Genomic DNA, 13,070 nt, shown 5'->3' on the forward strand with positions numbered 1-13,070 from the left:
AGATCGTCGTCTGCCGCTCGTGCAAAAATATCCTGCCGATCCGGAATTTTTTGCGAGAAATACCATGCACCATATTTTCATCCTCAATGCTTCCAAACGCCTTGGCAATTCCCGTGGCAATCTGAACGATCATCTCACCCTGATCGCCGAACAGACGCTCGTCGCCCTCGGTTACGAAGTCCGTTCGACCCGTATCGATGACGGCTACGATATCGATACGGAAGTTGCCAATCTGCTCTGGGCCGATACCGTGATTTACCAGATGCCCGCCTGGTGGATGGCCGCCCCCTGGATCATGAAAAAATACATCGACGACGTTTTCACGGCAGGACATGGCAAACTCTATGAAAGCGATGGCCGTTCCCGTACCGACGGCGCTCGCCGATACGGTTCCGGCGGTCTGCTCAGGGACAAAAAATACATGTTCTCCATCACATGGAACGCACCGCATGAGGCATTTACCGATCCGGAACAGTTTTTCGAGGGAAAAGGCATCGATGCCGTCCTCTTCCCGTTCCACAAGGCCAACCAGTTCATCGGCATGACGCCCTTGCCCACGTTCATGTGCAACGACGTCGTCAAGGATCCGCATATCGCCGACGATGTCGCGCGTTACCGCAAACACCTGCAACAACTGTTCGACCGTCATTAAACGGCAAGGACCGGTCAGCCATGCGACTGTGGACATTGCATCCTGTCTATCTTGATGCGCGCGGGCTGACCGCTTGCTGGCGCGAAGCCTTGCTGGCGCAAAAAGTCCTCTCAGGACGAACACAAGGCTACCGTCATCATCCGCAACTGCAACGCTTCCGCCAGTCCGGCGATCCCATCGCGGCGATACGCTATTATCTCCTGGTCCTCTGGCAGGAAGCGAACCGCCGTGCCTACCGTTTCGATTTGTCCCGTATCGACACACCGGCGGGTACACCGCCTGACATTCCGGTCACGGCCGGACAACTGGCTTTCGAAAAACGCCATTTGCTGTCCAAACTGTCAAAGCGTGCGCCCCGGCAGGCGGAAACACTTGAAAAAACGGAATCCCCCCTGCCCCATCCCCTGTTCTCCATACATGAAGGCCCTGTCGAGGAATGGGAAAAAGCACCTGGATGACTTTCCTGACACACGACGCCATCGTTCTTCGGGAATTGCATGACCCGGCGGAACTTTTGCCTGTCGCCATACACAAGCTATGATGACATCATCAAGGAGCATCCCATGACCAATTTTTTTCGCCGCCATGCGGCTGGCCGTTTTTTTGTCATCACGTTGCCTGTCGCCTGTACCCTGATCGTCGGCGCTCTTGCCGCACGCATGCAATCCGATTCACTGCGATTGTGGTATCCGACACTGGAAAAATCGCCGCTGACACCCCCGAATGCGGTTTTCCCTATCGTCTGGACATCGCTTTATATCCTGACAGGTCTCTCCATGGGGCTGATTCTTCTCTCCGATGACAGGCGAAAATACAAGGCATTGCTGCTTTTCACCTTCCAGCTCGGTCTCAATTTTCTCTGGTGTTATCTGTTTTTTATCTGCGAAAAGACGGGTGTTGCACTGCTGTGCCTGATCGTACTGACTGGCACGGCCATTCACTACACCTTCGGCAGCTGGCGGATACGAAAAACCGCCTCCATTCTTTTTATCCCGTATATCGCCTGGCTCTGCTTTGCACTATACCTGAATCTTTATATCTGGTTGTATAACTGAAAAGACAGGCAGATACCACAGTCGTGCCAGGCAGACTTTGCCGATTTCACATACAATCGACACGAAACCGTAAAAAAACCGGTCGTCACTTCAAGGAGAAATGCCATGACTGCCATTGACCTGTCCGCCGTCGATACCGTCATCACCAGCCGGAAATCGGTCCGCGCCTACAAAAAAGATGCCGTATCCCCCGAACTGCTTCGCCACCTGCTTGAAATGGCGATGCATGCCCCTTCTACCACCAACACACAGCCATGGAAAGTCTATGTCCTGACCGGTGCGGCGCTCAAAAGACTGACCGACGCCGTTTGCGCCGCTTTCGACACGGAAGCGGAAAAACACCGTTCGGAATACGCCTACTATCCCGACAAGCCGCTTGAGCCGTATCTCTCACGCCGTCGCAAGCTGGGACACGACATGTATCGCCTGCTCGGCATCGCCCGTGAAGACCGCGAAAAACGACTGGAACAACACCGGAAAAACCTGGAATTTTTCGGTGCGCCCGCCGGTCTCATATTCACCCTGCACCGCGATTTGCCGCCTGCGAACTTCATCGACTACGGCGCATTTTTCCAGAACATCATGCTTTCCGCAAAAAGCCACGGTCTGGACACCTGTATCCAGGCATACTGGAGCGATTATCACCGGGTTATCCGCGATGTACTGGGACTGGCTCCTGAAGAAATGGTACTGGCCGGCATGGCGGTAGGCTATGCCGATACCGAAGCCGTGATCAACCGGCTTGTCTCCGAACGTGAACCTGTCGATGCGTTCGCCACCTTTATGGATCGCTAGCTTCCGGCACCCGCTCCGTCACCAGCGAAAACGCCGGTATGCATGACGCATACCGGCGATTGTTCCGTCATCCTGCACGATGAAAAACGCTTCACCGTACTGATACTGCATCCCGGTTTTTCGTCTCCCTGAAAAACCGGTCACTTTCCGAAACTGGCATAGATGGCGTTACGGATATCGACTGCCACGACTTCATCAAGCGCCGTCGTTGTCATGGTGACGACAGAGAGCTTGATCGACGGATCGGCAAACCATTTGGAACCATACACACCGCCCCAGGCCAGCGTACCGGGTGCCTGCGGCGTATTGTCGGCTGCGACAGGATCGACAAGAACCCCCCAGCCAAGACAGAACCCGATACCCGGACGTGCTTCCTTGCCCGTCGGCAACTGGTTGGTCGCCATTTGCGTCATCAGTTTCTTGCTGGCAAAAGGCGCTTCCCTGGTTCTGATCGCCTCGACCATACGCATCAGATCGGCTGCGGTGCCAGTCAGTCCGACGCCGCCGGAAGGATATTCGTTCTTGTTGAAAACCCGTTCCGGTGAAAAATGGAAATATCTGCCTTCCGGATCCGTCAGATACTGGTCATCAGCCATGCGGGTCAGCACGCCATTATCCAGATAATAAGGCGCAGCCACTCTTTCACGTTCGGCTACCGGAACATGAAACGCCGTATCCTGCATACCCAGCGGTTTGAGCACCAGTTCGGCCATGGCTGTATCAAAACCGGCTCCGTATGCTTTCTCGATCACTGCACCCAGTACATCCGGTGCAAGCGAATACAGCCAGTCGCTGCCGGGAGCGAAGCGCAAGGGGGCTGAAGCCAGCCGCCTCATGTTTTCTTCAAGACTCAAGCCGGTGATATCGAGACCATCCGATACACCTGCGGAGGCATAAGGACCGTCTTCCGTTTGCGACCAGCGGTAATCCAGCCCGGACATGTGGCATAACAACTGCCTGATCGTCATGACCGGTACACTGCCGTCTGCCAGTGCCGGTGTGAAATACGGCAACCATTTCGTGACCGGATCGTCAAAGCCTACCTTGCCCTGTTCGATAAGCGCGGCGACCGCCAGACTGGTCAACGCCTTGCTGATCGACGCCAGACGGAACATCGTATTTTCCTGCATCGCCTTGCCGGCCTCGATATCGGCCATGCCTGCTGCACGACTGTAAACGAGCTTTCCGTCATGGCATACCTGAACCACCACCCCGCCGGTCATCTTTCGTTCGAGATTCCTGTCGATCGCCGCATTGACCCTGTCCCTCAACTTGTCAGGCCTGCATACCCATGTACTTCTCATCGCCACCCCCTTCTTCTTATGCTGTCCAATCAATCGCGAACGATTATAAACTGCCATTCGCGCGACGCTCCATAACGCCAGTCTGGATTTCCTGAAAAAAACCGTACATCTTCCCTTTCGAAATCCTGTGGCACCGTCCGGTCATGAAAAACGCGAAAATCGTAAAATGACCTGTCGTTTGGCAAAAAAATAACGTTATACTAGAAAATTATCCGTTTTGTTTCAGTCTTGAGGAAAAACCCATATCATGATTCACAGATTCAAGAAAAATACGGTTTACGGTGGAGAAACCCTTTTCGGCGGATGTGGCTGCCTGGATCGCAACAAGATCACCATCCTGAAAAGAACGAAAGGCTGGCTGGTTTACCGGGAACAGTATTGCAACCGTATCTTCAAAATGAAAAGAGGATATGCATCGGGATGGGGCGATTGCCTGATTACCCGTTTCGATGAATTTCATGCCTATTGCACCGAACCGACGATCCAGCCGTTCTGATCGTTTCGTTCGCGTAACACTTCCATAACCGGACGCTTCCGGAAAACATCACGTCATGGTTTGGTCCATGACGGATGGTCTTTTGCGTCCCGATGGCAGTCTGGATGCGCAGCGATATCACCTGATTTCATCCGTATCATACTTCTGTCATTCAGCAAAAAACGATATCCGTGTCACCATGCGAACCGATGCTTTTTACGACACAATGCCAGTTGTCATCCGGCACGCGGTTTTCCATCCCCGCTTTTCACGCCATTTCCCTGAAAACCGCACCCTCCGAACGGACACAACACCCGGATGCATCCACGAGAAACCCCTCGACGGGATATCGCCGTGAAATGGCGGCCATGCTGCCGGAAAACGTTTCTGCCGTTTCTACGAACAATGCCGTCGAAGCCATATCGCCGATGGCACAGTTGTCGCTTGTCATGCAAACCAGCCGGTTCGGCGAGGGATAGCCGGTACGCGGGTCAAGAATATGGCCGTAACGCCTGCCTGCTATCGTGACATATATCTGCGACTGGGACGATGTCGAAAAACACTGGTTGCACAGTGAAACGGTATAAACCTTGCCGCTATCGAGCGGATCGGCCACCGAGACATCCCAGGCCTGAGAGATATCGGGAGCAAGTGCATAAATCGTGCTGCCGCCCGCATTGATGATACCGTCATCAATGCCCATCGCTCGCATTTCGGCTACCATCCGGTCAAGTGCCCACGCCTTGATAAACGAACCGGTGACGATTTCCTGCCCTTTCCGGATTCTCGCACGCGTTCCATCGACATCGATCCCCCTGTAATCGACAAATCGTCTGATTGCAGCAATTTCCTGATCCGTGGGAATACTCGTCACCCGGTCTTTGTAAAAGCCCCACAGTCTGATCAGCGGCATGACCGTAATGTCATATCCCCCGTCAGAAAGTTCCGAGAAAGAAACGGCTTGTTCCAACATCGAGACCGTCTCTGCATCGACTTCGACAAACCGTCCGGCATTCCGGTTGATACGGTCTATATACGATCCTGCGGTATGGGAATTGTATTGCCGGTCGAATGACTCCATGACGGAAAACAGCCGGTCGAAAACGGCATCGTCGAACGATGCCGGAATCTTGACGCGAATATGCGCCCTGAAAAGAAAGCGTGTCTGAACCTTGTAGAGTTGCCCGTCCATGTTTCCGTATCATTGCGACCCGGAAGCCCATTCCCGTTTTTTCTTTTCGAGACGAACTTTTCCCTTGTCGGTACCGGCATTGCGGTCTTTTTCAGCGTTTTTCGCCTCATTCGTCTTTTCAGGCGCCTTTTTCACGTCGCCATGCTTCACGGCACGTTCATTTGCTCCGGTGGCGATACCTGAAATCACCAGCAACAGCGACGCAAGCGCCCATCCCGGTTTTCCGAAAAATCCCTTCATCTGTCCCTTGCATGCATACCGTCATATCCAGTACTTCGGATAATGCCGGTTTTTGTTCGAGGAAAAATTGTTCACAATCACGGCAACCACCAGCATGATCAGCACACCGACCAGCACCGGTGACAATATATACATCCATCCCAGTTCATGAACGGACGCCCCCCCCACCACGGCGATCAATGCTGTCGCACCACCCGGCGGATGTGTCGTATTCGTCGCCATCATGGCGGCGATCGCTGTCGCGACAGCCAGTGCGGAAGCCAAGGGTACGTTATCCGGGAAAAGATTATACGCAATCACACCGACAAGTGCCGAAATGACATGTCCTCCGACCAGATTTCTGGGCTGCGACAACTCTCCCATCGGTACCCCGTAAATCAGTACGGCCGACGCGCCAAACGAACCGATCAGAAACAAATTGGCATTTTCCTGTATACCCATCCAGTGGTTCAGCCACCATACGCCGAAAATGCCGGCAAAACCGCCAATCCAGGCCCATGCGATTTCAGAAAACGGCTTTTTCACCAATGTTCTGGAACCGCCCTTCATTTTCGACAAATAGCTTTTCAGCACCACTTCAAAACCTTTCATTCATGCACAACAGTGCGAACATTGTAAAATCGGCGAAACGCGTGATTTTACCGCCGCTTTTCATCGTCATCCGGAACGAATACCCCTCGCCACAGCCATGAGACTGTCAACCAATACCCGATACGCCATCCGTATCATTTTCGAACTGCATCTGGCCAACACCCCCGTTCCGATCGCTGCCCTCTCGGAACAGACCAACATCAGCCAGAAAACCGTCGAAAACATCCATGCCATCCTCAAGTCAAACGGTATCACGGAAGCCATCATCGGCGCACACGGCGGCATCCGGCTAGGCATGCCGCTCCGTGAAATCAGTCTGGGAAAAATGATCGACCTTTTCGACGATGGCGTGCGCTTCATCGTCTGCTTCGGCAACAAGTCCAATGACTGCCCACGCCAGCATATCTGCGAAACCCGCTCCGTCTGGAAAACCGTTTCCGACAGAATCAGCGACGTACTCGAAGGCGTTTCGCTGGAATCCATTCTGGACCAGTACCGTCAGGAAACGGATCGGGAACGCGGAGAAAAAATCGTCATCCGGTGCATCAACCGGAAAGGCGATATCCCGCTCTGAACTTTACCGTACCCTCTTCAGGCATATCCCCCGTGCCTGCTCCCGTTTTCCGGCGCGCGCCCCTGAAATCAGGAAACAAGTGGTCACCGCTCCGGCGGCAAACACGCGTTTCCTGCGCAACCGGCTCCGTCACGAACCGTCAGTTATCCGCACATGGCGCGACAAGACAGGTATCGCCATCCTTGAGCCTGACGCCTTCGCTGTCGTATACCGTGACATTGACCGGCACGGCCGTACTGATACTGCTGGCCACCGTACAGAAATTCTCGAACTGGTTCAATGCCCGTTCCAGATGCGCCAGCGATGCGGCAGGTTTGCCCAGACGGATTTCCACGTCGATAGCCAGTATCCGCAGACGGTTGGCATCGTTACGCCCGACCCGCGCTCTGGCGACCGTCCTGATCGGCGAAGGGTCCTGCCTGAATTTCGACAAGGCGAACATCAGGGAATCCGACAGGCAGTTTGCCACACCGGCCGTCACCAGCTGTTCGGGACTGGGACCTCCGTTTTTTCCGATCGGTTCCGGTTCATCGACGACCCATTCGGCACCGCTTCCGCCGAAACGCGCCCTGAACTGGAACTTTTCGATCTGTTCCAGTACGACTTCATTGGCATGACTGTCTTGCATTTCCGCCTCCATTGATCCGTTATCAAACTGTCTGACGTAACCTTATCAAGGTTTACACCGGTAAAAAACCCCCTTGCAAGGGGGGTTTTCCGGAAAATTCAAAGGATACCTGTTCCCAGCAATCGGGCATCCCATGATTCGATCCGGCCGGATCCGATTCGCTTGCGCAACGTATTTTGCCATCTTTCCGACAACCCTTTCGTCTCCGACAAAGCTTGCCAGTCATCCGGATTCATCGAAGGTTCTTCGCTTTCTGTACCGAACATGACCGACATGATCTCATGTATCGTCACACTGCTGACACGTTCCTGAAAACGGAAAGGCATGTTCGCGCCGACCGTACCGGTTCGCAATACCCGGTAAAGCCATCCGCAGCGCGCCTGCTGCTGCATGACCAGCGCCATGGCATCGCACCCCGTCCGGTACGTCAGCTTGTAACAAGGAGAACGCGGCTGACTGACTTGTATCACGGCATCACCCCAGCGAAATATGTCCCCGATACACACGTTCTTTTCATGCCAGCGCGGATCGGAGAGGTTTTCGCCGAAAAGCGCCGGTGCGAACATGCTGCCCTTTTTGGGATAGCGTTTTTTCCACCAGTCGTAATGCAGCGACGAATAATGCAGCAATGCTCTTTCAGGGCCGCCATGAACCTTTCCGGAAGCCTGTTCATCACCTTCCAGTCCGTTTTCGCCAAGCCACAATTCCCCGAATACTTCCGACTTGAAAATGGCGCTGGGAAATCCCATGTCCGTTTCACGCACCTTGCCGATAAAAACTCGCATCATGTCCACCTGACATTCAGAAAAAATTCATTTTTGACGTTATGGCACGCTTCGTCAATGACCCGCGATAAACGCCGTGCACTCCGTTCATCCGGTCACCATAAAAGCGAAACGCAAAACGAACAACAGACAAAGTATCACCGTCAGACAGTGAATCTGCCGGATACGTCCCATCAGCAAGCCGATCAACACATAGGTTATCAGGCCAAACGCGATACCATTGGCAATGGAATAGGTAAACGGCATGAAAACCATCGTGACGAAAGAAGGAATGGCCGAAGTCATATCCGAAAAATCCACTTCCCTGACCGACCCCATCATCAATACCCCGACAAATATCAGGGCCGGTGCCGTCGCAGCGGCAGGAATGACCGTAATCACCGGTGCGATCACCAGCGATGCCAGAAACAGTAAAGAAGTCACCAGTGCCGTCATCCCGGTTCGCCCTCCTTCGGCAATACCGGTACTGGATTCGACAAACACCGTGGCAGTGGAAGAGCCGAGGCAGGCACCTGCCGTCGTGGCGATGGCATCGCACATCATCGCTTCTTTCATGCGCGGCATATCACCGTTCCCGTCGAGCATTTTCGCCTGTTTCGCCGTACCGAGCAGCGTACCGATCGTATCGAACATATCGACCAGCGAAAAAGAAATGACGATCATGATGACGGTGAGCGCCATTTCAAACAAATTCGATGTATTCCGGAAAAGGCCTGCAAAATCCATATTGAACAGTGAAATTTCCCGGAAATCCTGCATCTGGCCGGTCAGATTGAATGAAAACTCGTGCAGTGCCGTCAATCCGAATGGTATCCCTGCCAGTGTGGAAACCAGAATACCGATGAAAATCGCCCCCCTGATTCGCCGTGCGAACAGCACACCGGTTACGACCAGTCCGATCAGTGCCACTATCGCGGAAGCGATCATCCGGTGATATTCCACTACCGGATACTTCATACCGCCCGCCATGATCATGCCTGCCGCATCCCCAGTATCGTTCCAGAGCGAAAAATCGATCATGCCGACAAAGGTGGCACCGTTGGAAACCACGATCGAGGCATTTTCCAGACCGATCAGTGCCAGAAAAAGCCCGATGCCAGCCGACATGGCAGCCTTGACAGGTTGCGGAATCGCCCTGACACAGGCTTCCCGGAAACCGATGGCCGTAATGAAAATGAACAAGAGACCGGAAATAAAGACCATCGCCAGCGCCTGCTGATACGAATATCCCATTCCCAGAACGACGGTATAGGCAAAAAAGGCATTGAGTCCCATACCCGGTGCCTGCGCGAACGGTACTTTGGCATAGACTGCCATCAACAGCGTTCCGATGAACGCGATCAGGCAGGTCGCGAAAAACACGCCATTGGCCACTTGCGCGGCATAGACAGTCTCACCCCGAATGATGAAAGGCGCGGACAGAATCTGTGGATTGACCACCAGAATATAGGCCATCGCAAAAAACGTCGTGATACCCGCCAGAATTTCGGTGCGCATCGTCGAACCGCTTTCGCTGATTCCGAAAAAACGGTCGGGGAAATTTTTTTCCTGTCTTTGCGTTTTTTGTTCAGCCAATATATTCCCTCCTTTTCACCAGCCGCACCGGCATCTGCCGACATCACCTTCAGATGCCGGTTTCATCCGAAAATTTTTCTGCCTTGCACATATTTTTGCCGGATACACCGGTCATCCCCCAGATAAACCAGCCGTTCCAGCCGTTTTTCGGGAGCAAGCGGTCGCAACGAAGGCCACAATGTATCATCAAGTACCAGCGCATCGAATTCATATCCCGCCTCGAAACTGCCGACCTTGCCGAAAAACGCGCCACCACCTTTCGTCGCCAGATAAAACGCTTCCGGCAACGTCAGCGGTTTGCAACCGTCATCGACCAGACGCCAGTACAGTCTGGAAACCGAAACGGCATCGGCGACGGCACGAAACCCCGACAGGGAATACCCGCCCGCGATATCGCTGCCCAACCCGACAGACAAACCGTTTTCCAGATATTTCCTGACCGGAGCGATACCGGACGAAAGATTGACATTGGACTGCGGACAATGCGCCACGAAAACCCCTCTTTCGCGCAACAATTTTATTTCGGCATCCGAAGAATAGACACAATGCGCCATGACTGTCGGTCCCCCGCTGCCGAACAGGCCGAAGCGGTCATACACATCCCCGTAACATGTACTGTCTGGAAAAAGCGCTTTGACCCAGTCCACTTCGCCGGGATTTTCCGAAAGATGCGATTGCACAGGCAAGCCGTATTCTCCCTGCAATCGCCCCAGCCCCGCCATCAGGGCCGCACTGCAAGACGGCACGAAACGTGGCGTCAGAATCGGCGAAACATACCTGAACGCGGACAGACTTTGCCTGATCCATGCCACGGTCGCCGCCAGCGAGTCCGCCGTCGTCTCGACATAATCATCCGGACTGTTCGCATCCATATTGACCTTGCCGACTTTTGTGACCAGACCGGTTTTTTCCAGCATTCGCATCAGCAACAATGTGGTATCTGGATGTATCGTCGCGAAAATGCAGGCCCGTGTGGCGGTCGAATGTTTCAGATCGTCAACAAACACCCCGTAAGCCTTTTCCGCATAAACCATATCGCCGTAACGTGATTCTTCCGGAAAGGTATAGGCACGCAACCAGTCCAGCAATTCCATATCCATGCCCAGTCCGCGAAAAGCATACTGTGGTGCATGCACATGCAAATCCGTCATTCCCGGAACGATCAACGCACCGCTGCTATCTTCCACCGCAATACCGGCATAACGGGCTGGCAAAGTATCGAATATCCCTGCCACATGACCATCCTCGCAAACAAGATAATGATCCTGAAAAGATTCCAGGCGGGACGGACCCGCCGTATAAAGCAGATTTCCCTTGAGTGCAAATGTTTTCATCAGGCTGTTCAATACATGAGCATTATCGTAAAAACGTCATTATAATCGGCCGCTTTTCCGGGAAACGGCACCTGCCTGCCTGATGGCTGGCACATCCTTGCCGATACCATGACCATCGAAGATTCCGCATGCCTTTCATCCCGCCGCAACAGCAGTCCTTTCAGAAAAACATGTATTGAAAATACCTTCCCTGCCCATCACCGGCAAGCAGAGATCGGAAAAGCATTGTATCCTTAGGCATTCAATCCGGATTCATTTTTCCGTTACGGAGTCTGCATGAAACTGTTCGACATTATCGGTCCCGTCATGATCGGCCCATCGAGTTCCCACACGGCAGGCGCCGTCAAGATCGGACTGGTGGCACGCAAGCTTTTGGGCGAAAAACCGGTGAAAGCCGATATCAAACTGCACGGCTCGTTCGCCATGACCGGTGCGGGGCACGGTACGGACAGAGCCATCGTCGCCGGTTTGCTGGGAATCCGTCCGGATGACGAACGTATTCCGGAAAGTTTCGACATCGCTCGCAAGGAAGGCCTGTCGTTCGACATCGACACCACCCACATCCCCAACGCCCATCCGAATTCCACCCTGATCTCGCTTGAAGGAGACCATGGCCGCAAGCTGGAAATCGTCGCGTCCTCGCTGGGTGGCGGCCGCATTCTGGTCTCCCGCCTCGACGGCATCACGACAAATTTCTCGGGCGACGAAAATACCCTGATCGTCCATACCCACTACGACAGGCCGGGTCATGTCGCACTGGTGACCTCCGCACTGGCGCGTTACGGAATCAATATCGCCACCATGCAGCTCTATCGCCGCTCCAAAGGTGGACAAGCCGTCATGGTCATCGAATGCGACGATCCCATCCCGCCGGAACTGGTTGAAAAACTGGCTGGTATGGAAGGCATACTGAAAATCACTTACCTCAATCAGGAACAGGACAGGGGCTGATATGGCATTTCAATCCGTCAAACAACTGCTGGAACGTGCGGCTGCTGAAAACCGGCCGCTGTGGGAAACGATTCTGGAAGACGACATCCATTCCCAAAATCTCAACCGTGAAGAATCCCTGGCACGCATGCGTTATTTCTGGGAAGCGATGAAAGCGTCGGTGGACAGCTATCACCCTGCCGACCGTTCCAACAGCGGACTGGTCGGCGGTGACGGAGAAAAAGTCCGCATCGCCAGCGAAAAGGGACTTCTGTTCGGCGGCACCTTTTTCAACGAAGTCGTATCCGAAGCCCTGAAAGTCAGCGAAAGCAATGCCTGCATGAAACGGATCGTCGCCATGCCGACGGCAGGATCCTGCGGTGTCATTCCGGCCGTTCTGGTACCACTCATCAAAAAACGCGCGATTCCCGACGACACCATCATCGAGGCCCTGTATGTAGCCGCCGGCTTCGGACAAATCATCGCCACCCGTTCATCCATATCGGGAGCCGAAGGCGGTTGCCAGGCGGAAATCGGTACGGCTTCGGCGATGGCCGCCACCGCACTGACCCATCTGGGCGGCGGAACAGGCCAGATGTGTTCATATGCCTGCGCCATGGCATTGTCCAACCTGATGGGACTCGTCTGCGATCCTATCGCCGGACTTGTGGAAATCCCTTGCGTCCAGCGCAATGTCATCGGTGCCGTCAATGCCCTGTCCTGCGCCAATATGGCACTGGCAGGCATCGAACACAAAATCCCTGCCGATGAAGTCATCGACGCCATCCGTGCCGTCGGAGATTCCATGTCCTCCGACCTGAAAGAAACGGCACGCGGAGGGCTTGCCAGCACACCGACCGCCCGCATCATCGTAAAAGAACTGATCCGCAAAAACCAGTTCCATTCCGAAAACTGACCTTGGCACGCGCCTGCACAGGTT

At 53.9% G+C, this 13,070-nt stretch carries 16 protein-coding genes; 8 read left to right on the forward strand and 8 right to left on the reverse strand.

From position 1 onward, the window contains the following. Positions 1-64: 64 nt before the first annotated feature. The 4 genes from NAI64_RS03670 to NAI64_RS03685 all read left to right on the forward strand — a co-directional run bounded on the left by NAI64_RS03670 (position 65) and on the right by NAI64_RS03685 (position 2,502). Positions 65-652 (forward strand): NAD(P)H-dependent oxidoreductase, encoded by a 588-nt coding sequence (locus NAI64_RS03670; RefSeq protein WP_269297857.1) that lies wholly within the window; start codon positions 65-67, stop codon positions 650-652. 20 nt (positions 653-672) lie between these two features. Beyond that, the gene (locus NAI64_RS03675) at positions 673-1,110 is read left to right on the forward strand and encodes a pyrimidine dimer DNA glycosylase/endonuclease V (RefSeq protein WP_269297859.1); all 438 of its coding nucleotides are present in this window, start codon (positions 673-675) and stop codon (positions 1,108-1,110) included. Positions 1,111-1,215: 105 nt separating this feature from the next. After that, positions 1,216-1,707 carry a TspO/MBR family protein gene (locus tag NAI64_RS03680; RefSeq protein ID WP_269297861.1) on the forward strand — a complete coding sequence of 164 codons (492 nt, stop codon included), beginning with the start codon at positions 1,216-1,218 and terminating at the stop codon, positions 1,705-1,707. A gap of 105 nt (positions 1,708-1,812) precedes the next feature. After that, positions 1,813-2,502, forward strand: a complete 690-nt coding sequence (locus tag NAI64_RS03685) for a nitroreductase (protein WP_269297863.1) — start codon at positions 1,813-1,815, stop codon at positions 2,500-2,502. A gap of 140 nt (positions 2,503-2,642) precedes the next feature. Here the strand turns inward: NAI64_RS03685 and NAI64_RS03690 are convergent, their stop codons facing one another. Then, positions 2,643-3,806, reverse strand: coding sequence for a serine hydrolase domain-containing protein (locus tag NAI64_RS03690; protein WP_269297865.1), 1,164 nt, complete (start codon positions 3,804-3,806; stop codon positions 2,643-2,645). Between the two features lie 247 nt (positions 3,807-4,053). On the opposite strand from NAI64_RS03690, the gene NAI64_RS03695 reads away from it, so the two are divergent. Further along, positions 4,054-4,302, forward strand: coding sequence for a hypothetical protein (locus tag NAI64_RS03695; protein ID WP_269297867.1), 249 nt, complete (start codon positions 4,054-4,056; stop codon positions 4,300-4,302). Positions 4,303-4,549: 247 nt separating this feature from the next. Here the strand turns inward: NAI64_RS03695 and NAI64_RS03700 are convergent, their stop codons facing one another. The 3 genes from NAI64_RS03700 to NAI64_RS03710 are packed head-to-tail and all read right to left on the reverse strand — an operon-like array spanning position 4,550 to position 6,304. Then, positions 4,550-5,473 carry an FAD:protein FMN transferase gene (locus NAI64_RS03700; protein WP_269297869.1) on the reverse strand — a complete coding sequence of 308 codons (924 nt, stop codon included), beginning with the start codon at positions 5,471-5,473 and terminating at the stop codon, positions 4,550-4,552. A gap of 9 nt (positions 5,474-5,482) precedes the next feature. Continuing rightward, positions 5,483-5,713, reverse strand: coding sequence for a hypothetical protein (locus tag NAI64_RS03705; RefSeq protein WP_269297871.1), 231 nt, complete (start codon positions 5,711-5,713; stop codon positions 5,483-5,485). A 21-nt stretch (positions 5,714-5,734) separates the two neighbouring features. Beyond that, positions 5,735-6,304, reverse strand: coding sequence for an HPP family protein (locus NAI64_RS03710; RefSeq protein ID WP_269297873.1), 570 nt, complete (start codon positions 6,302-6,304; stop codon positions 5,735-5,737). A gap of 97 nt (positions 6,305-6,401) precedes the next feature. Between NAI64_RS03710 and NAI64_RS03715 the strand changes: the two genes are divergently transcribed. Next, a complete protein-coding gene (locus NAI64_RS03715) occupies positions 6,402-6,878 on the forward strand; it encodes an RrF2 family transcriptional regulator (RefSeq protein WP_269297875.1) in 477 nt (158 codons plus the stop codon). A 139-nt stretch (positions 6,879-7,017) separates the two neighbouring features. On the opposite strand, the gene NAI64_RS03720 is transcribed toward NAI64_RS03715, so the two are convergent. From NAI64_RS03720 to NAI64_RS03735, 4 genes are all read right to left on the reverse strand, one after another. Then, on the reverse strand, positions 7,018-7,506 hold the full coding sequence (locus NAI64_RS03720; RefSeq protein ID WP_269297877.1) for an OsmC family protein: 489 nt from the start codon (positions 7,504-7,506) through the stop codon (positions 7,018-7,020). Between the two features lie 98 nt (positions 7,507-7,604). Next, entirely contained in the window at positions 7,605-8,294 is a 690-nt protein-coding gene (locus tag NAI64_RS03725; protein WP_269297879.1) for an MOSC domain-containing protein, read from the reverse strand. 84 nt (positions 8,295-8,378) lie between these two features. Then, positions 8,379-9,866: an NCS2 family permease gene (locus NAI64_RS03730; RefSeq protein ID WP_269297881.1), complete on the reverse strand. Its 1,488-nt coding sequence runs from the start codon at positions 9,864-9,866 to the stop codon at positions 8,379-8,381. Between the two features lie 62 nt (positions 9,867-9,928). After that, positions 9,929-11,200: an amidohydrolase family protein gene (locus NAI64_RS03735; RefSeq protein WP_269297882.1), complete on the reverse strand. Its 1,272-nt coding sequence runs from the start codon at positions 11,198-11,200 to the stop codon at positions 9,929-9,931. Positions 11,201-11,476: 276 nt separating this feature from the next. On the opposite strand from NAI64_RS03735, the gene sdaAB reads away from it, so the two are divergent. Both sdaAB and sdaAA read left to right on the forward strand, forming a co-directional pair. Continuing rightward, positions 11,477-12,151: an L-serine ammonia-lyase, iron-sulfur-dependent subunit beta gene (gene sdaAB / locus NAI64_RS03740; protein WP_269297883.1), complete on the forward strand. Its 675-nt coding sequence runs from the start codon at positions 11,477-11,479 to the stop codon at positions 12,149-12,151. A 1-nt stretch (position 12,152) separates the two neighbouring features. Then, positions 12,153-13,046, forward strand: coding sequence for an L-serine ammonia-lyase, iron-sulfur-dependent, subunit alpha (gene sdaAA, locus NAI64_RS03745; protein ID WP_269297885.1), 894 nt, complete (start codon positions 12,153-12,155; stop codon positions 13,044-13,046). Positions 13,047-13,070: the final 24 nt, after the last annotated feature.

It is taken from the genome of Oxalobacter paeniformigenes, from assembly GCF_027158465.1.
GTDB lineage: Bacteria > Pseudomonadota > Gammaproteobacteria > Burkholderiales > Burkholderiaceae_D > Oxalobacter > Oxalobacter paeniformigenes.